This is a genomic window from Shewanella hafniensis, from assembly GCF_019655335.1.
GTDB classification, from domain to species: domain Bacteria; phylum Pseudomonadota; class Gammaproteobacteria; order Enterobacterales; family Shewanellaceae; genus Shewanella; species Shewanella hafniensis.
The window spans coordinates 92360-112293 of record NZ_BPFD01000001.1; the positions used below are offsets into that span (position 1 = coordinate 92360).

Sequence of the window (19934 nt, forward strand, 5' to 3'; positions counted from 1 at the left end):
GCCTTGCTAGGGTGCCACGTGTTGTTACGCACTATTTGTAAAGGTATAGCTTTCATCTAAATCCCGCGAGAAACCCCGTCCTTTAGGGAGGGGAGCAGTCAATCTGCCAGTCTTACAGACTTCCCCTCTAGTCATCTGGTTTAGCTGATTCCTTTTTTTCATACCTTAGGTGTTAATTTTTGCAATGTTTTAAACCAGAAAGAGTGACATCCCCTCGAAATCAAACTGACCTACTCTCAAAGTTTCACGCCCAATAATTCGTATATCTATTGACTACACGGAAAAGTCATTTAAACTGTGTATTAAATAGATATACAGAGGATGGTGTCATGGCTACAAAGACAGCGCCAATCAACATGCGAGTACTGCCATCGGTAAGAGACATTATCGATGCCGCAGCAAGTTTAAAAAAAGTTGATAGAACCGTATTCATTCAGCAAGCCGCGCTCAATGAAGCGCATAACGTACTGGCCGAACAGCGGGATTTTGTTCTTGAAGCAAAAGCTTTTGAAGCGTTTGATAACGAACTTCGTGCTGAGCCACAGACTCTTGAAGGCATGAAAGATCTGTTTAAAAGGAAAGCGCCTTGGGAATAAGTGCACCAACCCTACTCACTGATGAGCACGAGATTAACGCCTTTCACTGTGGCATTGAAGAACTCGATACTTGGTTAAGAAAACAGGCGTTAAAGAGTCAAAAGCGGGGAACCGCGAGAGTGTATGTGGTCAATGACACTGACGCCCATCAAGTGGCTGGGTACTATGCCATTGCCATGGGATCAGTTTCCAGAGAGCAAGCTTTCAGTTCATTAAGAAGAAATAGCCCAGATCCCATTCCCATGGTGATTCTAGCCAGGCTTGGAGTAGATAACGCCTATCAAGGTCAAGGCATTGCGGCAGGTCTTTTAAAAGATTGTATCATTCGCTCAGTACAAGCAATGAACGCTGTCGGTGGCGCAGGTATCTTAGTCCATGCTATTGATGGTAGTGCGCAAACGTTCTACAAGAAATTTGGCTTCAAAGAATCGACGTTTGATCCTTTAGTACTCATGGCAAGGATCTGCGATATCGAAAAATCATTGTCGATAGACTGAGATGACGGCTCCCCTTGCACAAGAGAAGCCGTCAATATTATTAGGTGCCCAGTAAAACGGCGCTGATTGCTGGAACTGTTGTGCCAATGACTTCTTGAGTGCTGGCAACGACAGGTAAAGTTGCAGACATAACACTTTCAACGACGGTTGGCGTATTGTAGAGACCCATACCGCCACCAATGCCCAAGGCAAAGGCCATCAAGCTTTGGCGAGCGATACCGCCCACAATACCCACCAGTACCATGGCTCCCGCTACGATCCGTCCCAAAGTACCTTGGGTCCAATCTTTTAGGGTATCCCACACATCAGTGAAAGCATCACCACCGGTGCCCGCAAATGAGGGCTCCGAAATCATTAACGCCATCAAACCAAGCGCACCAATGGTCATTAGGCGCTGAGTTTGAATAGTGCGAACTGCATTTGTCATTCGTTAGTTTCTCCGTAGATACTCAAGTTATCGCGCTTACCATCAGCTCCCGCTGAGGCTGAATCGCTTTGAGTCTGAAGTGGACGTAGCACTGGCGAAACCGTTCGAGGTGCTGACACCCCAATATCCCACCGGCGCGGTTCAATTTCGGTAAACACGTAGCTGGATAAATTCAGATCTCCACGGTCATCCTCCCAAGGCGCAATCCAAATTCGCATCACTCTTGAAGGAATGCGAAGAGGTGCAGATTGCTGCGTCTCAGGTAATGCTGGATGGCTCAGCAGTCCTGTCTCTAAATCAGATTGTGAATACCCAGAGGGAGAACCAATTCGAGTCGCCACAGCATCAATCGTCTTGGGTGCAGCCCCATTACTTGTAAGCTCATAGACTTCACGAGCGGATAAACAGCGCACACCGTCAGGCATACCTGGACATCCATATTCACTACTCCCAAGACCCAATGAACTACAGCCAGACAATAAGGTTGAGCCGACTGCCAATAAAAGTAATCCAGCTTTAGACCACTGTTTTGAATGGTGCTTTGGGTTGTTCTGCATTGATGTCGTCATGGTTAACTCTCCTCTGGATACACATCTTATTGTCTGAAACGGACTTCGATCGGTTAGCAACATGCAGGATTTTTTCATCTTCTTGCACCTCCCCCTTGCGAAGTGGCCAACGACAACGAGGCACCACGAGTGACTATGACTTCAATTTTCCTGGCAGCGTCTACCTCTATGACTGGGAACATATTTTCAGCCATGTCCAAATAGAACTTGGCCACTCGATCCAATGCTTTACCGGTGCCTTTAATCGCAGCACCTTGTAATGCTTCTTGGCTCATGACTTGCTGGTACAGCTGAGTATCACCGGCATTACCCGTCTGAATCGTCGGAACAGGATTCACATCAAATGCGCCTGCCAAGCCCTGAAGGAATCCGGCCATCATCGATTTGGCCACCAGCTGGCCTTGTTTCGACACTAATCGGCCACGAATACCGGCTTTGCCGTCTTCACCCACGGCATAAGAATCCAGTCGCGTTTCAATGACGCCACCATCTTCTCTCACACATGAAATGGTCTCGCCTCGCAAATAAGCACGCTCAGAGCTCAAATCACCGTAACCTGCGGCGATCAAGAAACACTCTTTGATATCCGCTCTAAATCGGTTGGGTAAAATGGCTTCCTTTTGAATCCTCAGCAATGCAGGAAAAGGCTCGCGTCTTGCGGACTCGTGAGTAGGGGCATCCAAACCTGTGATCAAAGTACCTGAGATGATGCTGCCCGCCGGTAGATACAAAGGCGGCGCTTCTTGCACAACAACCTCTGGTTCCGCAACCACTTCAGGCTCAATCATACGAATCGTGATTGGCGGCAATGGAACATCTCGTGCTCGTGTACCTTGGCCATTGGCTGGCTGCTGATAGAGCGGATCAGGCAGCGGCGCATTGGCAAAATAGTCGTCTGGGTTAGACGGCAGTGGCTTTTCGTCTTTGGGTAATTCCATGGCAGATAAAGGCACTTCAAAACGGCTATTTTTGCCTTCAACTGCTGCATCACCTCCTGCGCGAACATCATCAAGTTCCGCTCTAAGGCGGGCCAGCTCCGCATTGACCTCACTTGGTATAGAAGGCGAACCTGGGCTTAGCCGTCCTGAATCGACGTCGCGACGCAAGCGCTCAACTTCACGACGTAACTGTTCATTGCGCTCACTGAGTAGTTTTACGTTCGCAGCCAAACTATCGACCCCAACATCACGAGTATTGGTATCCGTAAGAATGTGCCGGATCGTTTCCTTCCGGTTCCGACTGCTTGCGCCATCGTCAGGATTAGGTGAAAACACCATAACCATAAGAATGAGACCGCCAGCAATACCACCAACCGATAGACCCCGCTTCATGTTCGGGCTCATTTGTTCCCATTGTGCTTTCATCGTTATTCACCTCCTACAAGAAGCGAAGGTCGCTGACTTTCCACCGCTTCTTCACGATGATTGCGAACAACCACATACAACTCAGTCTTTTCACCCGGCAACAAGATATTGCGAGGCCAGTAGGCGCTTGCCACTATATCTGGTGTATGGCAGGCTAATTCACTGGCTTCTATCGGCTCATCGGCAAAGCTTTCAACCAGTCCTACATATACGGTGAAGTAATGTCCCGACACAATTTGCCCCTGCTTAAAACCAAACTTTAAGCCCGGCTGAAAACATTTCGGGCTTGTGTCAGTTTGGCCAGCTAAACGGATGTCATAGCCTTGTGGTAACTCATTTAGTGCAAGGCGTCTAAGTAAGTCACGTAGGTTATCGACGTAAGGTTGAGCTGTTTCCCAAGTGGCGGCTTTGCGGTTCACGACGCCCTTAATAGGCCACTGCTGACCATCAATAGCTAAGGTGATTTCACGCGGTGGAATACGACGAGGTACTAAGGTGACAGATAACGCGGGTGCTTCCAGACCAGGCGGAGTGATGTAAAGTGAAACCGGTGATTCTTTGTCCGTGGCCACATATACAACATTCCCCTTGATTTGCGTCTGAGCATCACTGGTTGTTCTCACCTGAGGCGATTCAAACGGCGTCACAATTCGATTCAGATGACCAAGTGCTACAGGGATCAGTTCATTAACCCCCGGTGTCATCAGTAGCGTTGTTGGCGTATCCGCTGCAACCGAATTGCTTTGAACCGGTGGATTTGCAGTAGCAGACTGCTTCATCACACTGGCTGGCACAATCGGCAATTCCACGTCTGCATACGACGCTTGAGATAACAGGACGCCACTCAAGCTCATTGCGATTAAGCTTGGTGTTATCCATCGACTAATTTTGGTTCGCATCATTCACCCTCCGGTTTTGCTCTTGGGTCAACTTTTCACGAACTCCCTTCGTTCTAGCTTGCCCCTCATACGTATCCATCCAACTGAGCTTTGGACGGTATTGCTCAATATCGATGTCAAACTCATAGGTGCGAGTTTGGCGCTGTTCATCTCCAGATGGCCCAGAGACCAAGGAATAACCGGTCACAAAGACATGGCCGGTTTCATACTCATACTCCACTTGTCTGGGTTGGAATTTGAGCGTGACTCGGTCTTCGCGGATTTGCCTTGCCTGAATCTCCAGTGCATCGACCACTTGCTGGTACACCGCTGGAGAAAGCAGCGGCTCGATAGCAACTCGGATGAAAGACACATTACCCGGCGTCACGTTGCCCATAAGCTCAGCCAGGTAGAGTCCCCAGGATTCAAGGTAAGGCTGAGTGGCCTGGTTTCGTGACACTTCAGCCGTTTCAGACAAAGTTGGTGGTTGAATGGCTACCACGGTATTGCGAGAAAATGCCGCAACCGCAAGCAGCAAGTTAGATAGCACCAGCACTGCAATCAGAAACCGTTGCCATCGGTTCTCTAATTGCGTGCCTTGCCATGATTTTAAAAACACGTCGAACTTCACGGCAGATAGCTCCTGATAAATGGGTTAGGGATCGTCTTGGCTTTGGTTGGCAACAGCCCAGCCCAGTAGATGGCGTGAAGAATAAAACCATCAGGGCGACCATCACGAAAACGCCGATAGAGCTTGGTTGTCACCAACCCCAACAGGCATAAAACCAAGGCATTACCGGTAAAAATGCCGATCACTAGCCCCAACAGAATGGGAGCCATCTCATCGGCACTCCAAAGCAGGAAGTGCGGCGGGTCATCGATATAGGATGGAATACTCACAGGTTCCATAGTCACTCCTCGTTGTTTGAATTGAGAAGTGAAGAATGCCTTGGGATTGGCAGGTTCAGTGGTCAGCTAGATGCCGAATTCTTGAATGTTTTGAGGGTTCTATTCAGACAATACTAACAATTGATCTTTTTGATGCGGTTGATATGATGAGGATATTGGTCGTGTCGAGACCAGCTGCCCACTTTAGCAAACCCGGACGGGACGACATGCAAATCAAATTTATTTTTTGCTTAGGTTTTTTCTGCGACCTCGGCAGTGGGCACCGTATTCGCTAATAGGAGAAACTCAATGCAAATTACTAAAATCATTTCCTCTGACACGGTTGAACGTTTAAAGCAAAAAGCACGAAAGCTTAAACGTGAAAAATCCATTACACACACTCAAGCACTCGATGAAATTGCAATCTCTGTTGGCTTTAATCATTGGCATCAGGTTGTACAAGCCAATGACGTACTGAAGCCATCAGAGGTGGCGTTATCTTCTGGATGTGTCATGGCTTTTGATGTCAAAGATGGTATGGATGTCGATACCAGTGATGGGGTTTTAATTGAAGACCATTTCTTGGAGATGCTCACTGAAAAGCAGCTATTTGAAATTTATGCCAACTCCCATGATGAGGACGACGAACAAAACAGGCCGCTAAAAGAAACGCTATCAGATTCAGAGCTTCAGGAGTACTTTCGAGATGATTGCTCATTCATGTACTTTCGCCTTGCCGAGCCTCATGCAAACAAACCGCTGAAAGAAGTATTGGCTCTTATACGACAGTACTCGTTTTGGATGCCGCAATATATTTGGCTTCAAGGTCATCTTATTGATACTTATCATTTGCCAGCGGAAGACGAGAATGGCAATACCGTTGGCGTAAGGTTTTAGCTCTACAAGATGAGGCCTAACTGGCCTCATATCTTCTTCTGCAAGTGACTTAACGCCAACCCCGCCATTAATGCTAAACCGATGATCAGCGACGGTAGCACTACAGGAGGAATAGCCAGCGGGGCGAACAATCCCATAAACAGCAAAATGACACCTGAGCCCAGGATAATCATGCTGTAGCGGTGAATGATAGGGCTCGAAAAATCAAAGGTTGTCTTCTTAATCTTCCAGGTCATCAAGCCGTCCCACAGCGCCGGTAACATGAGAATAAGCGCAAAGGGCAACCAGACCATCAGCAACGCAAATCGCGTGAACACTTGGCACAACACATCAAAAAATGCCTGAATGCGGTCTTCTACCCACACAAACCAAAAGCCTCCCATGTTCTCCATCCCTTTAGAACGAAGTCGCTGCTCTTCAGTGGGGATTAGAAAATCACGCACAGATTGCTCCATCTGCGTATCCACAACCCATGATTGATACCAGCCATGGCTAGTTTGACCAATCCAATAGCTTGTTTGAGCGCCCAATTGATTTTGGATCATCTGCTTTTCTTTACTAATGACCCGGCCAGTCCAATCACCGGGCACTAACACGCCAATAGCAATAATCTCCAGCATCAGTGCCAGACACAGTAGCCAAACCGACTTATGCTTGCTCATGCCAAACTTCCTCTTCTACTCGCGCCAGCATGGCTGCAACGGTTGGCGTCATAATCCGGGCTTTAATCACTTGTTTAAGCCGCTTTGTCGTCGTATGGCCACTGACATAACGCACATCAATACGTCCTTCAGCCAAATACGCCATCCGATTTGGACGATTACGAATCCAGGAGTAGAAATACACACCATCCACGGCGGCCCACTCGAAATGATCAGGATCACGCAGGCGAATCCCCGTTAAAGCACTGGCGGCAGTCCAGGTCAGCGCCTCAATGAAATGCCAAAGGCGTACACTGTCATCATCACAACTGACTTCTTCATAACTACCCAAGCCATTGCACAGACACAAATCAAAGATGGAATGGCCATCTAACGTGAGCGCATCCGTTAAATAGTCCGCCAAACAGTGTACTGAAGCCAAAGCATGAGGCCAGTCGGTTTCAAGCAGTCTTAAAGCTTCCTTGAACTGAGGGTTATGTTGCTGCCACTGAGCGAGCATTTCTTTACTGGTAAGTGTTGTCATTTTCAGACAAACAGAATGATGCATACAGACTCCTTAAGCTGCCTGTGTAGAGCTGGTTAAAATAGGAATGCGGCCTTTGATCACGCGGCCACCTGAAAGCTTGGCGATGTACTCCAGGTTGGGAAGCTGGCCTAATAACTGCGGTGGAAACATATCGCCTTCTTCCTCCATCAAGCGTTCGCCATGATTGCCGGTAAACAACGCGGGGCTGTCCGAGTTGGACGACATACCTTGAGTTTGCATGATGTACTGCAACCGAGTCTTAGGCAGATTGTCGGTAATGTACTGCTGCGTTTCGGCGTCCATCACCCGAAGAGCTATCAGGTTGTTGATGTTACCTAACACCTGACGGGCCTTAGCTTCGCTGCCTGTACGAGCTGAAAAATCAGCAAAGGTCTGAGTAGCAATCACACAACGCATTTTTGCGCCACGGCCTTTGTTGAGCAGTTGAATGAAGGGATCGTTGACGACTTCAGCCGCCTCATCGATGAAGATATTTACGGGACGATTTTCAACACCATAGTTATAGCGGTCACCGGCCACGGCGGTGAGATCGGATAAAAGCAACGAACCAATGGCGCTGCCAACCATGGCGTCGGTCAATGAATCCAACCCGATATAGGCCACTTGGGCATTGTTGATAATACGGCCAGAATCCGTAATTAACCGGCTGTCATCCACGTCGTTTGCAATCGGTGATAACAGTGGACCAAGTTCACTTGATGTGAGCATATTGAGCACCGGCATCAGTGAAGCCACCATCTTGGAATAGTGGGTTCTGTCATGCTCAAACATACTCAATAGCCCCTCTAAATCAGTATTGGCGGCAACGGGCTGAATTCGTTCGTAGTAAAAAAGCAGCATCGCCATGGCTTGTTTAGCCAAGGTATTGGCCTTTTCAGTAAAGCGTTTAATCTCCACACTAAAGTTCGGATACACCTGCTCCCCCCAGGCTGTGACGGCTTTTACTACCAAGCCTTCTGGGCCACCTTCCAAGAATCGTCTCAGTGTTTTCAGATCAGGACGCTGTGAAGTAAGCAACAAACCTTGCACGATGTTATTCAGTGCCATTTGGCCAAAGGCTTTAAATGGATCAGCACCGGTTTCGGATGGGATTAAGGCCGCAATTCGGCTAGCAATTTCAGTGCCCCGGTTAAAGTTTCTCAGGGGATTAAGACGTACTGAATGCTCCGGAAAACCCGGATGAAAATACACAAAGCGCTCAGGACTACCGGCGGCAATACAGGCTCGCTGCGCATTATCCTTAAGTTCCTTGTCTCCCTTAGGGTCAATAATAATCACGGCTTCATTACGCAAAATGGCCTGGGTGATCATCGCATCAAAGCATCGGGTTTTTCCGGCACCGGTCGTGCCGACAATTAAGGTATGCCCCTCGGTGTGACCAACTGGCTGGTACACATCTTCTTCTTTGGGCTCGACACCATGAATCCAGGTCGAACCCATTTGTTTGCCGTGACCTTGGTTAAGCAAGGTTTGCTTATCCCGCTTTAGAATTTCATAAGCGCGTTGAGCATGACGCTGGTCCCACTCAAAGCCATACCCCAACCACAATTCATCAGGATGTTTTGCCATCACCTTTTGTAAATGCGACAGCTCCATAAAAGCCAAAGGTTTGCCTTTTAGTCCCTTCTGTAACTTATGAAGACGGTAGGCCTCAGGCAGGCGATACAACGCCATGCCCGAGGAAATCCCTGTCATCCACCAAAATGGCTCAGGTGGTAGCTCAGTCAGCATTTCTGCGGCAATTGCCCCAGTTGCACCAACCAGCCAACCTGCTGCTGCCATGGCTTCATAGTTCGTGCGCCAGGGCATCTCATATGCGTTTTCTTTCATTCATGCTCCGCAAAATAACCGTTTACAATCCGCTTAACTTCAAATGGATTAACGTTTAGCGTGAGCGGTAAACAGAACCGTTTCCCCCTCATCAAACTGGCATTGGTCACTGGCCGAGATCCCCCGCAGCAGCTGTCCGGCTGGAATGCCATGCTGATTGGCGACTTGGCGTAAGGTTTGAATCGTGACGCGAATACCATCGGCACTATGATCCACGTCTGGGTAATCGCCATCGGTCAGTAAGATGGGCAAATCTTTCACAAAATTAACCATCTTTTGCCGCTGTTCGTGTTTGGGGTCTGTAATTGAGTTCGCATTGGGCGCAATCGGCTTTTGCTTACGCTCCGCTCTTTTGGCGGGCTCTTTTGCTTGGGCATTGGTTGTCTCAGTTCGACTCGGTCGCGGTGAAACCTCTTCGTTCTGAATTGCTGCCGCCGGTTCTGCGTCTTGTTTGGGAAGGTCAATCAGTGCAGTAAGCCCTTTAGAAATCGATACTTTCAGCAGTAACCCTTGCTCCTGAACGCCATCATTCGTAGTCGCAGTTCTGGCCTTACGTGTCGGGTTTGCTGGATCTAGTTCAAGCCAATCTAATCGACTGAGTTCAGCAAGCAGTTTTCGGGGAGCGCACCAAGGCCTTACGGCATCGGGATAGCGGATCAGTATCTGTTCACCAACCATAACCAACGCACTGCTGGCCTCTGGGACCCACGCCAAAAACTCAGGCAGATTCAATGCTTCTTCATCGTGCTGGTTTACGTTATTTGAGATAGCGCCATCATATGAATTGTTAGGCTTTTCACATTCATCACCTGGAGCATTTTCAGTTGCCTGGGGGTTATTAACGTCGCTTGCACGACTGAGTCCATCATCTTGTTCGGACGATTTTGACGATGGCGACTCAGCCGAATTACTGAGTTCGATTGATGATGACGCTTCAGGCAAGTCTGAATGCTCACTGGAGCGACTCTGCGGCTCTGCTTGTGTTTGCTGTGTTGCTTCCCACTCAGATTTGCTAAACAGTCTCACGCTACTTGGTAAATTCGAGCTGAACAATAAATCGGCCTCAGATATATGCAGCATGGGTAACCAGATTGGCTTTTCGTCTTTGATCAGTACTTCAGGGGCAAGGCTTTCATATCGCTCATTTGAGGCGGATTTAATGGCCAATCCTCGCTCAATGAGGATGTCTGCAAGGGTATCGGGATCTCTTGGGATGCCAGGTATCTTGTCTTTGGCCAATAGCTCAATGATGTCCTTAGCCGCGCTTTTCCAGACCAGGTAAAGATTGGTTGATTGATTTGATTTTCGTACCCAGACTCTTGCGTCTCGCTGATTGACTAACCATTGGGAACTGGCAAGTAATCGCCTCATGGCATCAAGTAGATAGCGTTCGACTGGGACACCAAGGGCATTGTCGTCAACGGAAATTCGTTGAGCTTTCAGGTCTCGCTGTACACTGGTTTGGTCAGCTTCAATGACCAGTTTAGACAGGACATGCTCTGGATCGGTATTGCCAATTGCTTCCAGCATGGCTTGCAAAATTTCAGGGCCAGGTTGTGTTAACCAGGCGAGCAACTCAGGCGTCATCACCCGGTTTAAAACCAGAATTGAGAATTGCTCGTGCCGTTTGCACCGTCCGTCGCGCCAGCGAATGAAATAACGTTCAATGCTGTTATTTGTGGTCCACTGGGATAAGGTTTCTAAAAAAGGGTTCCACTGATAGCGTCCATCTTCGTCAGTGATGGACAAGTCTGAAACGGGCTTACCAATATCATGGAACAAACCGCCTAATGCCGCCGCAACACGCCACCTTGGCTCTAGCTCTTTTTTCTCAACCGGTGTGCCACTGGCAACAAAGATGATCCCTTCCGCTGCTTGTGCTGCCCAGAAAGCAACTTCCAACGAATGACGTAATAAACCACCTGCGCCACTGTGATGATGATACTCAGAAGCTGGCAGTAAGTGGACATAAGCAGCCAGATGATCAATGCAGGGCTGAATCAGACGTTGAAAATCACGCTGGTTGAAGCCAAGTACCTGGCGCAGTTTGGCAATTAGCTCGTCTTGTGTGGACTGCAAATCTTCAGGTGACGCTGCTGGCAACCCCTTCAAGAATGGCGGGTAGCGTGGGATTTCTGCATCGAGTTGAGATGACAGCTCTGGTAGTGCTTTGGTTTGAAAAAATAGGTTTTTGAACATAGTGAACCTCCGACACGATAGTGTGAAGGTTCTTTAGCAACTGAAGATGTTAGATAGCCGAAAGAAATATGCATTTATCTGTAGTTGTTTTCGTTCTAGTGAAAAAACCGACAGTTACATTACAGTGTGGGGTAAGACAGCTTTTCATTGTAAGACTGGGCATCATCTTCCCAAACTAGCCGAACAACATGCTTTCGTTTCGTTTGCATATGAACAGCGGCTATTAGCTCAACGGCTTGATACTTTTCGAGGCTTTCCATTGGAAATTTGTCAGTCACTTCTGATTCAATAACTAAATCGTTACCTTCGGGGAACTCAATTCTGACGTTTCTTGCAGTAGCAGAACCTTTATTCCAAACCTTAAGCCGATACTTACTGCTGCCAAGTTTTATAATTGATGCACCAAGGTCAGCTTGCTTTCCTTTCAGAGCATCTTCATTTTCTTTTTCCAAGAGAATGGTGTTTAGCTTTTCCTGGCTTTCGACAAGTGACTTCTGCCTCTTATTAAAGCTGACCGTTTGCCATGTTGCGTAGCTAGATAAAAGGAAAGCTAATCCAGCTATCACATCACCTACATCAATAGTTACCGGCATTACCTAATCCTTATATTCTTGCTACCAGAAAAAGCCTTTTTCAAAGATTTACGTAGTTCGTCTTGAACGTCTTTTAAAACTTCTTCCTTGATTTCAGAAAGGTGCTCATCAATATTTTCGCTATTCTCTTGAATAAGCTCATCTTTATTGAACTCTCGGTCACAAGATGCACAAGTCATTACTTGTATTGTTTCATCGCAACCGTCTTCGTATGAAAAGTCTGAACAGCCACAAGTCGGGCAAAGCAAGCTTATACTTCTATTGTATTTTTCAGGATTCATTCTAACTTCCCGTTATGTTAGTGGCCGTATTTAATCGCATATATTCAAGAACTTGAAAATGTATTTTGGAGTTCTCTTGGTGCTTATTAACAGTTAAAGGCCTAAAAACCAGCTAGGATCAACTGTTACTTTTTCAACCAACTCTGTTTTAACGCCTAAACTAAGTTCCTTAAGTTTATCGGCTAACTGATCACCATCGACCAAGTCAATCGGAGCAACGCCATCACGGTTGGCTTCTTCAATGGCAGCTTTTGTAAAGCTACCTGTAGTGATAAACATCCCACGATCAGCTCTACCAACGGTTGCGCCCCTAAAATCACGGATCTCGGGAGCCCCAACGGAACCTTTGTACTTTTTACACTGAAAAGCGATATGAAAGCTCATCAAACCGTTGATTCGGGCAATTCCTTTGCCATCGATACCACCATCACCCGTGCGGCCAGTCACTTCAACATGGATAAAACCTGATTCTCTCAATAACCTCTGTGTTAGTCGCTCAAACGCATCCGGGCTCATTTCTTCAATTAGCACATGATGCAGTTTTTCACGCCAAAGCATAGCCTCTTCTGGGGAGTCATCGGACGACAGTTCTGGAGTAGATGACGTAGCATTAGTCTGTTCAGGCTGGCGGTCCAGAGCCCTAACAAAGTTGACAATTTCTCTGCTATCAATTGCCGGTTCCTGTCTGGCTTTATCTGTAAGTGCCCACACGCCACGAGATGAATTTTCAAGGTATCCAGCTTTCTTCAGGTAGGTTCTAGCCCAAGCTAATCGATACCCAACTTCAGTTTGGCTACTTTTTTCGGGGTTGTGCAGAACAGCCAAAGTACCCTCATCAAACTTCTCAAGCTCGACAACTTCTTCGTATATCTCGTCGATACTGCCTGAGCCCCCAAGGTTCATAAGCGCCTTTAGTAGAGGTATCATTAATTGATCAAATGTGACCACTTATTATCTCCTTAGTAGTTTATATGCTAGAAAAAGAGCACTGTCCTTTTTATAGTCGCCCAATCACCAAATTTGATATTGGCAAGCTCAACTAATTGAAGTCATAAATTAGTCTTGCTCTCTGAGCATCAGCTCAAAATCATCACAAAGTTTATCAACTAAATCTTCAGTCTCTTTAAAGAAATAGTCACCGACTTTGGAACGATAGAGCGCACGATACTTACGGTAAATTTTTGAAAAATCATCATAGATTTCATTTTCTGAAACATGCGACTTAATCTTAACGATTAATCGCTCACCTTCAGTAGAGCTGTTTACATAGCTGAAGAAGTCAGAAATTTTTGATTCGAACTCCAGAATGAGTGAGCCGATTTTCTCTTCCTGATCGTTGCGTGCAGCAATAATTGCTAAAATGTCATATTGCCCACCAGGCCCAGGAGGTGCTCCGGTTGCGACTTCTGTTGGTTTCTTTTTCTTCTTTTTAGGTTCTTCTGCAATTACTTCAACCATGCCTATTTGGCTGTCAAAATACACTTCAATAGGGTCTTTGACGTCATCGCTTCGATGAAGCATGTTATATAGGGTGTTGAATTTACGCCAAAAAAACAGAAAGCTTGGTTCGCTATACTTGGCATCCAAGGCTATTACAAATTCAATGCGATTTAATATCGTAAAATATTGTGCTGCTTTAGCCTTGGTATCTGCTGTGCGCTGAGGGTTCGCTTCAATGTATTTTTTAAGACTGCTTTCAAAATCAAGATAGGATTCAGGCTGATCTCGTTTGACAGGGTCCCTATAAATCCCCATAAACACATTGAAGAATTTATCATAGGTGTCAGACTTGTTGAGCTCACTAAGGAGAATATCGAGAACCTTTTTATCTCCGAAAGGATCAAAGTCGCTGACAACAACATCTGAGAAATGCTCAAACGCATCTTTGATGTTCTGTACATTTACATTGTTATAAGAGAAATCAACAATTTTACAGTCGTTTTTATACTTGGCTGTTCTGTTAACACGTGAAATCGTTTGTATGGCGCTAATACCACGAATTTCTTTATCCAAAAACAATGTATGCAGTTTTTTCTCGTCAAACCCTGTCTGAAGCTTGGCGACAACGATGATTAAGCCATTTTTCTTTAAGGCAAAGTTCTCCAATACTTTTTCTTCAGATAGGCCTTCATTCAAGCCCGTAGCACTTTGCTCGTCCTGATTGCTCGAATAAACAATATGAATTGGAGCCTCTGCATACTTCTCATATTTAGGAAGCTTAACCAACTCGTTAAAATATTTAGTGACGGCTTCCTTGTAAGCGATGGCCGATTTAATGGAATACACGGCAAGCATGGCTTTACCTGTACCACGTATTTGACGGTAAACATCTTTTACCAGAAGATCGGCAACATACTTGGATATTGCGTCAATACGTTCTCGGTTCTCATACACCTGCTTTTTCTGAGCATCTTTAAACTCCTTCTCTGTGAAACCTTCGAGTGGATTTGAAGGTAAATCAAATAGCATTTTAGATGCCACAGGGACAATGTTTTTAAGCGGGTTGAGGATGAAGCCATCTTCTATCGCTTCTTTCATGGTGAAGCTATCAAATGGCCGCCACAACTTTTCGCTTTCTGCATAGCCGCTAAATTCACCAAAGCGTGCCAGCGTGTGATCATCCGGTGTAGCGGTGAAACCGACAATTAAGTTCTTCTTCGTCGCCTTTCCAGCATAGGCTTCGCCATCAAAAGGGCTTTGGAGCTCATCAAAAATACTAACCATCTCTTCATGTTGATCACCACTATTAGAGCGATGAATCTCATCGATGAGAAAAACAATACGCATTTTGGCAAGCTTTGCTAAAACACTCGCATCCATCATCTCTTTAACTGCGCCAAACTTCTGTAAGTTAACAATCACAATTCGGCTGTCAGAGGCTAAAGCATTTTGGAAGGTTTTCTTGTTCGTAGCTTCAACCACCAAACGCTTATCAATGTTCATGTTAAGCATTAGTGAATCTATCTGGCTACGCAGCTGCAATCGGTCAACGACTATCATGACCTTGTCGTACACGTACTGCATATTGCCATTTTCATCTGGACGGCGAAGGTCTTTTAGTTGTAGTGCCGACCAACCGATAATATTTGACTTACCAAAGCCTGCTGCATATTGCATTAATAACGAATAAACGTTTTTGTTATTCGAATAGGCTTTACGCTTTTGAAGGAGCTCAGCTTTTTTAGCCTCACTAACACCAACTAGCTGCTTCTCAAGGAGACTGTCAAAATAATAGGGGTCTTGCTCATGGTCTAAAAATTCATCAATCTTAGCCATGATTTTATCTGTACCAAACTTCTGTTTTGGCCTCGGCGAAATTAAGAATCCCGGCTCATTCTTAACCTCTTTAATGCCTTTTTTGACGTGCACGTCGCGTTCAATAAAGTTGTAGTATAGGATTTCTTTCTCAACCATGAACTTACTATAAAGAGCATTGAATAACTCTTTTAGCTTGGACTTTTTATCAGCATCAGGTTTAAGTAGAGGATATAGCTTAAATACGCTATGCGCCTTTTTTTCTATCTCTTCTCTGTCAAACTTGCCTTCACGACAAGTTGTGAGTATTTCATCGAAATAGTCTGCAATGGTGCGAATAACATAGGTTTCACCAATATCTGTTGTGGTGATATGTATAGCCTTTTCGAATATCTTTAAAAAGTCTTTGCGCAACGCAAGCTTTTCATTTTCACTCAACATATCATTACTATCGATATGTTGGTGATAGGCTTTAACCGCTTCAAAGTAGTCTTTTATTACCTTGCCGCGCCCGTTTTTACTAGCGTTTTGGCTGGTATAGTTACTTTTCAGTTCGCTATAACCCAGATAGATACCATTTACAAAAAGCACGATATCAGGGCGGAATGAGAATATCTGCTCGCCCTGAAACTTAAACTTATAAGGCAGCTCCTGTATAACAGAAAATATATTCTGCTCAAATAACTTGTTGCCGTGAATGACACTATCACTTGGGTAGAACAGGTGCAGCTTTACGCCTTGCAGGGTAATCGACTTATTTGCATTAATAAACAAAGCCATATTACGGCTACTGCCAATACGCTCTTGAATCAGCTCAATAAGCTCTTTAAGTAATAGGTTTTTGTCACCCTTATACTTTTTTAGCAGCGTATCATAAGCCTTTTTATTGAGATCAGTTTCGCTGATAAAAAATTCTAGGTCTTCTTCAATTATCAAAGAGTTTGTTACGGTGTTGGCTTTGACTTCATTGTAACCAAGGTCATTGCAGAAAAAAGGGAGCAAAAACTTATCTTGCAGGTGCAGTTCATTCATGCTGCGCTTCCTCTTTTTGTAGTATTTTTTAATCGAATCTTCCCTGTAATAGCATCATTAACTACTGCTATGCGAAGCTCTTTTAATTTTTCAATTTGCCTTGATAAATTCCCAATAGCCTTGTCGGTTAATTCAGTAGAACATCTAATCTTATTGATAATTTCCAGTTGCTCTTCTAATGGTGGGATAGGTGTTAGAGCATCTGCTATTGCAGATTGGCCAAGCCCAACTCGCGTAATCCCCTTGGCAAAAACAGTGAATCGTTTACCAAATCGTTGGCTCTGAAATAATCTAAAAAGGTATTCACCCAAAATAATTTTATTATTGCATCTGATTTGTGCTAGATGATAACCACACAATACACCTTCCAGAGTTTCTGCAGCCAAAGCAGGTACAGCAATATCCTCACAAGTCTCCGAGTCTTTTGTAATTAAAACATCCCCTTTTAATATCTGAAACTTAGCTATTTCACTATCATTAGCAGTTGCTTGCATAAATTCTAAAGACGAATTTATGAAATCATTTTTGTATACATCCACATAGTTGCATAGCTTTACTGTCTTTTCATGATCATGGGACTTTTTGTCTACATTACTGTTCTGTATATTTGCAACTTCTTTTAGTCGAAGCACCTTCCAGTGACTAGGAATTTTCCCAATAGCGTCATCATCACTAGGTTTTAATGGTGTATCTTTTACCAACCCAGAAAAAGCAATCTCATCAATATTCGTTGCTCTCAATTTTTTATATAGAATGACCTTCTTGCTTAGGGTATTAATTTTCTTATCAATTAGTGTTACTTTGTTATCGATATAGTCTGCGATATTTTTTTGTTCGGTCGATGAAGGGTATGGCACTGTTAATGCGCCTAATTTATCGAAATAAAGACGCAACCTCATATCCATAATTCCACGCGAGTTCTTGCGAAATATTTTTTTTGCCGTTTCAGTCCTGAATAGATAAGCAAAGTACCTTGGGTCAACCTCTGGTTTTACCTGTCTCAAAACATCATAGGCAGGACTGGTAACACCTTCATATTCAGACAAACCCACGGCCCCCATCCATGCCAAAAGCTTGTTCACGACAATATCGTTCTTTCTGACAATCCAATATCCATCGGTCGAGCTGGCTTTGTTACCTCTGGCTTCCAAGTCTTTGCGTGGCTTTACGCCTATTCCTGTATATAAAGAAAGTAGTTCGTAATCATTGTTTGCTGGTGCAGCGTCGGTTACTAACCTAAAAAGATCTTTTACGCGCTTTTCTTGCCACTCACTAGGGATTGTGACAGACCATTCGCCTTCGGCGTTTTTATACGAATCATAGGTTTCTGAATGTAGCTTCATAGTGCGATAGCCTCATCCAGTTGTTTTAACTCTTCCTCCAGTGCTGCGATTTCTTTTAAAACATCTTCAACACTGTGTTGAGCCTCTGGCTTGTAGAAAATTTTGTTAAAGTTAATTTCTACACCCACAACATTTTCAAGATATTCAAACGGTTTACTGATGTATTTCGCCATAAAGGCTTCAATAGCTTGCTGATTAAGCACAGAATCTTTATTAAATGGAATAACTTCGTAGTCTTTTTGATAATCCGGAGTCAACTCAACAGTAATTTCAATTCGTTCCGGTAGTTTTTTTGTGGCTTTCTTGAGTACAGCCTTAATGTCAATCTTCCCACAGCCTAATGCTTGAGTAGTCCCTGTTTTACGATCTTCTTTGATTAGGGTTTCTTGCTCGTCATTGTAATAGTAGGTGCTTGAATTGGTCGTAACTTTAAGCGGCTGTTCTTTATAATTAAGGCCTGAAACAAATGGTTTGATATCTTGTTCAAAATACTCGAATAAAGAACTATAAGATTCTCTACTATATTCTGTAATAGAAAATTCTGTAAGCTCTCTCTCTCCGTCAGTTAAAGACGTAACCGCTAGCGGCTTGGAGGCAGCTCTCTTCATTTCGCCAGTTTTTTTATCTTCTTTCATTGGCAGCTGCGATTCAAAACTTAACCCGTTTTGATCTACATTGGTTAGCATGATCGCTTGTTTGTTGAAGTAGAAGTGTTCCTTTTCAAAGACCTTGGTAAATTCATTATCTTGATATTCAAGCAGTGCTTGTACTATCTCTGCTCTTTGCTCTTCGGCTACTTCGCGCTTCTTCGAACCTTTACTTTTCTTGAGTTCTGTCCACTTTTCACTGGCATTAATCAGCAATACTTTATCTTCAGATTTTGGATCTCTATTTTTGTTTAGCACCCAAAGGTAGGTGTGAATACCGGTGTTGAAAAACTCATCTGTTGGAAGCTGAATAACGGCCTCGACTAGTTTGCTCTCCAACATCCACTTTCGGATGTTACTTTCAGCCGAACCAGCATCGCCACTAAATAATGTAGAACCATTATGAACAACAACACCCACACCATTAGCATCCAATTTCGAGATTAAATGTTGCATAAAGAGCAACTGACCATCAGAGATGGACGGTAGGAATTTGAAACGTTCTGTTTTGTCGTTTTGAATGTCTTTGGCGTAGCCAGACCAACTTACACCATAAGGTGGATTAGCAATGACCACGTCAAACTCTTCGTTGTCGAATTTATCGTCAACCAAAGTGTTACCGTGTTCGATTTTTGAATCAGGGCGAAAACGACTTTCGATCTTTGCTAGTGCATAAAGCGCGTCGTTCCAATCTTGCCCATATGTTTGAGTTAGACGCTTAAACTTTTTGTTTATGCGGTCTTCAACACCAAATAGCATGTTGCCGCCACCGCAGGTACAGTCATAGATTTTTAGCAGCTTGTCGGATTCTTCTATTTTCGAAGCGACAATATCACTGATGAGTGCAATTACATCATCAGGGGTGTACTGCTCCCCGGCGGTTTCTGCTGAGATGTCAGCCCATTTACGTTTGATATGCTCTTCTAGTGTGGTGATCTCAGAGTTATTAAAAGGCTTGAGGTCAATTTCAGCCCAAAGTTTGGTATAGCCAAGCAATACCTTTTTTGCTTTGAGTTTGGCTATTACACCTCGTATATCGAGAAACTTTTCGCCTTCAACGGCATCTACGCCAAGCAGGTCTTTCGTTTCACCATCAAAGCCATGAAGGTAGGCATCGAAGTCGATATCAAAAGATTTGTCGTTTTTACAAATATCGGATAACGATTGGTTTTTCTCAAAAATGAAGATGTTGTAGCCTTGGCCTTTATCTTTGATGAGATCATAGAGATCTTCTTGTTGAATCTCTTTAAATGCTTCTTCGCCTATTTCTGCCTTTAGTTCATCAAACATCCGTATAAGCCGGCTTTCAATCATCACAAGAGCAAAGAAAGGCATCATGAACGAAGGCCATTCTGATTCTTTAATACCACTACCACGTAGAAGGTCAGCAGTTGCCCAAATTTTTGATTCGTATTGTAAAATATTCATG

General features: G+C 44.6%; 19 protein-coding genes. 3 read left to right on the forward strand and 16 right to left on the reverse strand.

From position 1 onward, the window contains the following. Positions 1–329 precede the first annotated feature (329 nt). Entirely contained in the window at positions 330–596 is a 267-nt protein-coding gene (locus K5Q99_RS00405; protein WP_001963895.1) for a type II toxin-antitoxin system TacA family antitoxin, read from the forward strand. Next, complete coding sequence (locus K5Q99_RS00410; protein ID WP_001963894.1) at positions 587–1093, forward strand: GNAT family N-acetyltransferase; 507 nt, start codon at positions 587–589, stop codon at positions 1091–1093. Before K5Q99_RS00405 ends, K5Q99_RS00410 begins: the two co-directional genes overlap by 10 nt. A gap of 40 nt (positions 1094–1133) precedes the next feature. Here the strand turns inward: K5Q99_RS00410 and traA are convergent, their stop codons facing one another. The 6 genes from traA to traL form a co-directional block, all read right to left on the reverse strand. After that, positions 1134–1520 carry a TraA family conjugative transfer protein gene (traA, locus tag K5Q99_RS00415; protein WP_000180225.1) on the reverse strand — a complete coding sequence of 129 codons (387 nt, stop codon included), beginning with the start codon at positions 1518–1520 and terminating at the stop codon, positions 1134–1136. Next, positions 1517–2089 carry a type IV conjugative transfer system lipoprotein TraV gene (traV, locus tag K5Q99_RS00420; protein WP_148039504.1) on the reverse strand — a complete coding sequence of 191 codons (573 nt, stop codon included), beginning with the start codon at positions 2087–2089 and terminating at the stop codon, positions 1517–1519. The genes traA and traV overlap by 4 nt, the downstream gene beginning before the upstream one ends. Positions 2090–2163: 74 nt before the next feature. Beyond that, complete coding sequence (locus tag K5Q99_RS00425; RefSeq protein WP_008844783.1) at positions 2164–3453, reverse strand: TraB/VirB10 family protein; 1290 nt, start codon at positions 3451–3453, stop codon at positions 2164–2166. Between the two features lie 2 nt (positions 3454–3455). Continuing rightward, positions 3456–4352: a TraK domain-containing protein gene (locus K5Q99_RS00430; protein ID WP_106651876.1), complete on the reverse strand. Its 897-nt coding sequence runs from the start codon at positions 4350–4352 to the stop codon at positions 3456–3458. Continuing rightward, on the reverse strand, positions 4336–4962 hold the full coding sequence (locus K5Q99_RS00435; protein ID WP_023266689.1) for a TraE/TraK family type IV conjugative transfer system protein: 627 nt from the start codon (positions 4960–4962) through the stop codon (positions 4336–4338). Before K5Q99_RS00435 ends, K5Q99_RS00430 begins: the two co-directional genes overlap by 17 nt. Beyond that, the gene (gene traL / locus K5Q99_RS00440) at positions 4959–5240 is read right to left on the reverse strand and encodes a type IV conjugative transfer system protein TraL (RefSeq protein ID WP_000433891.1); all 282 of its coding nucleotides are present in this window, start codon (positions 5238–5240) and stop codon (positions 4959–4961) included. The genes K5Q99_RS00435 and traL overlap by 4 nt, the downstream gene beginning before the upstream one ends. A 288-nt stretch (positions 5241–5528) precedes the next feature. Between traL and K5Q99_RS00445 the strand changes: the two genes are divergently transcribed. After that, entirely contained in the window at positions 5529–6116 is a 588-nt protein-coding gene (locus K5Q99_RS00445) for a hypothetical protein (protein WP_023266690.1), read from the forward strand. A 26-nt stretch (positions 6117–6142) separates the two neighbouring features. Here K5Q99_RS00445 and K5Q99_RS00450 read toward each other — a convergent pair whose 3' ends face one another. From K5Q99_RS00450 to K5Q99_RS00495, 10 genes are all read right to left on the reverse strand, one after another. Continuing rightward, positions 6143–6778: an IncC plasmid conjugative DNA transfer DtrJ family protein gene (locus tag K5Q99_RS00450; RefSeq protein ID WP_220775711.1), complete on the reverse strand. Its 636-nt coding sequence runs from the start codon at positions 6776–6778 to the stop codon at positions 6143–6145. Next, positions 6765–7325, reverse strand: coding sequence for a conjugative transfer protein (locus tag K5Q99_RS00455; protein ID WP_220775712.1), 561 nt, complete (start codon positions 7323–7325; stop codon positions 6765–6767). Before K5Q99_RS00455 ends, K5Q99_RS00450 begins: the two co-directional genes overlap by 14 nt. Positions 7326–7334: 9 nt before the next feature. Next, on the reverse strand, positions 7335–9155 hold the full coding sequence (gene traD, locus K5Q99_RS00460; protein ID WP_106651328.1) for a conjugative transfer system coupling protein TraD: 1821 nt from the start codon (positions 9153–9155) through the stop codon (positions 7335–7337). Positions 9156–9203: 48 nt separating this feature from the next. After that, the gene (gene mobH, locus K5Q99_RS00465) at positions 9204–11354 is read right to left on the reverse strand and encodes a MobH family relaxase (RefSeq protein ID WP_220775713.1); all 2151 of its coding nucleotides are present in this window, start codon (positions 11352–11354) and stop codon (positions 9204–9206) included. 119 nt (positions 11355–11473) lie between these two features. Next, the gene (locus K5Q99_RS00470) at positions 11474–11947 is read right to left on the reverse strand and encodes a hypothetical protein (protein WP_025611291.1); all 474 of its coding nucleotides are present in this window, start codon (positions 11945–11947) and stop codon (positions 11474–11476) included. Further along, the gene (locus tag K5Q99_RS22375; protein WP_025611290.1) at positions 11947–12228 is read right to left on the reverse strand and encodes an ECs_2282 family putative zinc-binding protein; all 282 of its coding nucleotides are present in this window, start codon (positions 12226–12228) and stop codon (positions 11947–11949) included. The genes K5Q99_RS00470 and K5Q99_RS22375 overlap by 1 nt, the downstream gene beginning before the upstream one ends. A gap of 93 nt (positions 12229–12321) precedes the next feature. Further along, positions 12322–13176: a restriction endonuclease gene (locus K5Q99_RS00480; RefSeq protein WP_220775714.1), complete on the reverse strand. Its 855-nt coding sequence runs from the start codon at positions 13174–13176 to the stop codon at positions 12322–12324. A 108-nt stretch (positions 13177–13284) separates the two neighbouring features. Next, positions 13285–16515 carry a DEAD/DEAH box helicase family protein gene (locus tag K5Q99_RS00485; RefSeq protein WP_220775715.1) on the reverse strand — a complete coding sequence of 1077 codons (3231 nt, stop codon included), beginning with the start codon at positions 16513–16515 and terminating at the stop codon, positions 13285–13287. After that, positions 16512–17858 carry a restriction endonuclease subunit S gene (locus K5Q99_RS00490; protein ID WP_220775716.1) on the reverse strand — a complete coding sequence of 449 codons (1347 nt, stop codon included), beginning with the start codon at positions 17856–17858 and terminating at the stop codon, positions 16512–16514. The genes K5Q99_RS00485 and K5Q99_RS00490 overlap by 4 nt, the downstream gene beginning before the upstream one ends. After that, positions 17855–19933 (reverse strand): HsdM family class I SAM-dependent methyltransferase, encoded by a 2079-nt coding sequence (locus tag K5Q99_RS00495; RefSeq protein ID WP_220775717.1) that lies wholly within the window; start codon positions 19931–19933, stop codon positions 17855–17857. The genes K5Q99_RS00490 and K5Q99_RS00495 overlap by 4 nt, the downstream gene beginning before the upstream one ends. Position 19934 lies beyond the last annotated feature (1 nt).

What these genes read in the sequence shown, in the direction of transcription:
- K5Q99_RS00405 (WP_001963895.1), top strand. Translation starts at nt 330, where the DNA reads ATGGCTACAAAGACAGCGCCAATCAACATGCGAGTACTGCCATCGGTA.
- traA (WP_000180225.1), bottom strand. Translation starts at nt 1,520, where the DNA reads ATGACAAATGCAGTTCGCACTATTCAAACTCAGCGCCTAATGACCATT.
- traV (WP_148039504.1), bottom strand. Translation starts at nt 2,089, where the DNA reads ATGACGACATCAATGCAGAACAACCCAAAGCACCATTCAAAACAGTGG.
- K5Q99_RS00425 (WP_008844783.1), bottom strand. Translation starts at nt 3,453, where the DNA reads ATGAAAGCACAATGGGAACAAATGAGCCCGAACATGAAGCGGGGTCTA.
- K5Q99_RS00430 (WP_106651876.1), bottom strand. Translation starts at nt 4,352, where the DNA reads ATGCGAACCAAAATTAGTCGATGGATAACACCAAGCTTAATCGCAATG.
- traL (WP_000433891.1), bottom strand. Translation starts at nt 5,240, where the DNA reads ATGGAACCTGTGAGTATTCCATCCTATATCGATGACCCGCCGCACTTC.
- K5Q99_RS00445 (WP_023266690.1), top strand. Translation starts at nt 5,529, where the DNA reads ATGCAAATTACTAAAATCATTTCCTCTGACACGGTTGAACGTTTAAAG.
- K5Q99_RS00450 (WP_220775711.1), bottom strand. Translation starts at nt 6,778, where the DNA reads ATGAGCAAGCATAAGTCGGTTTGGCTACTGTGTCTGGCACTGATGCTG.
- K5Q99_RS00455 (WP_220775712.1), bottom strand. Translation starts at nt 7,325, where the DNA reads ATGCATCATTCTGTTTGTCTGAAAATGACAACACTTACCAGTAAAGAA.
- traD (WP_106651328.1), bottom strand. Translation starts at nt 9,155, where the DNA reads ATGAAAGAAAACGCATATGAGATGCCCTGGCGCACGAACTATGAAGCC.
- mobH (WP_220775713.1), bottom strand. Translation starts at nt 11,354, where the DNA reads ATGTTCAAAAACCTATTTTTTCAAACCAAAGCACTACCAGAGCTGTCA.
- K5Q99_RS00470 (WP_025611291.1), bottom strand. Translation starts at nt 11,947, where the DNA reads ATGCCGGTAACTATTGATGTAGGTGATGTGATAGCTGGATTAGCTTTC.
- K5Q99_RS22375 (WP_025611290.1), bottom strand. Translation starts at nt 12,228, where the DNA reads ATGAATCCTGAAAAATACAATAGAAGTATAAGCTTGCTTTGCCCGACT.
- K5Q99_RS00485 (WP_220775715.1), bottom strand. Translation starts at nt 16,515, where the DNA reads ATGAATGAACTGCACCTGCAAGATAAGTTTTTGCTCCCTTTTTTCTGC.
- K5Q99_RS00490 (WP_220775716.1), bottom strand. Translation starts at nt 17,858, where the DNA reads ATGAAGCTACATTCAGAAACCTATGATTCGTATAAAAACGCCGAAGGC.
- K5Q99_RS00495 (WP_220775717.1), bottom strand. Translation starts at nt 19,933, where the DNA reads ATGAATATTTTACAATACGAATCAAAAATTTGGGCAACTGCTGACCTT.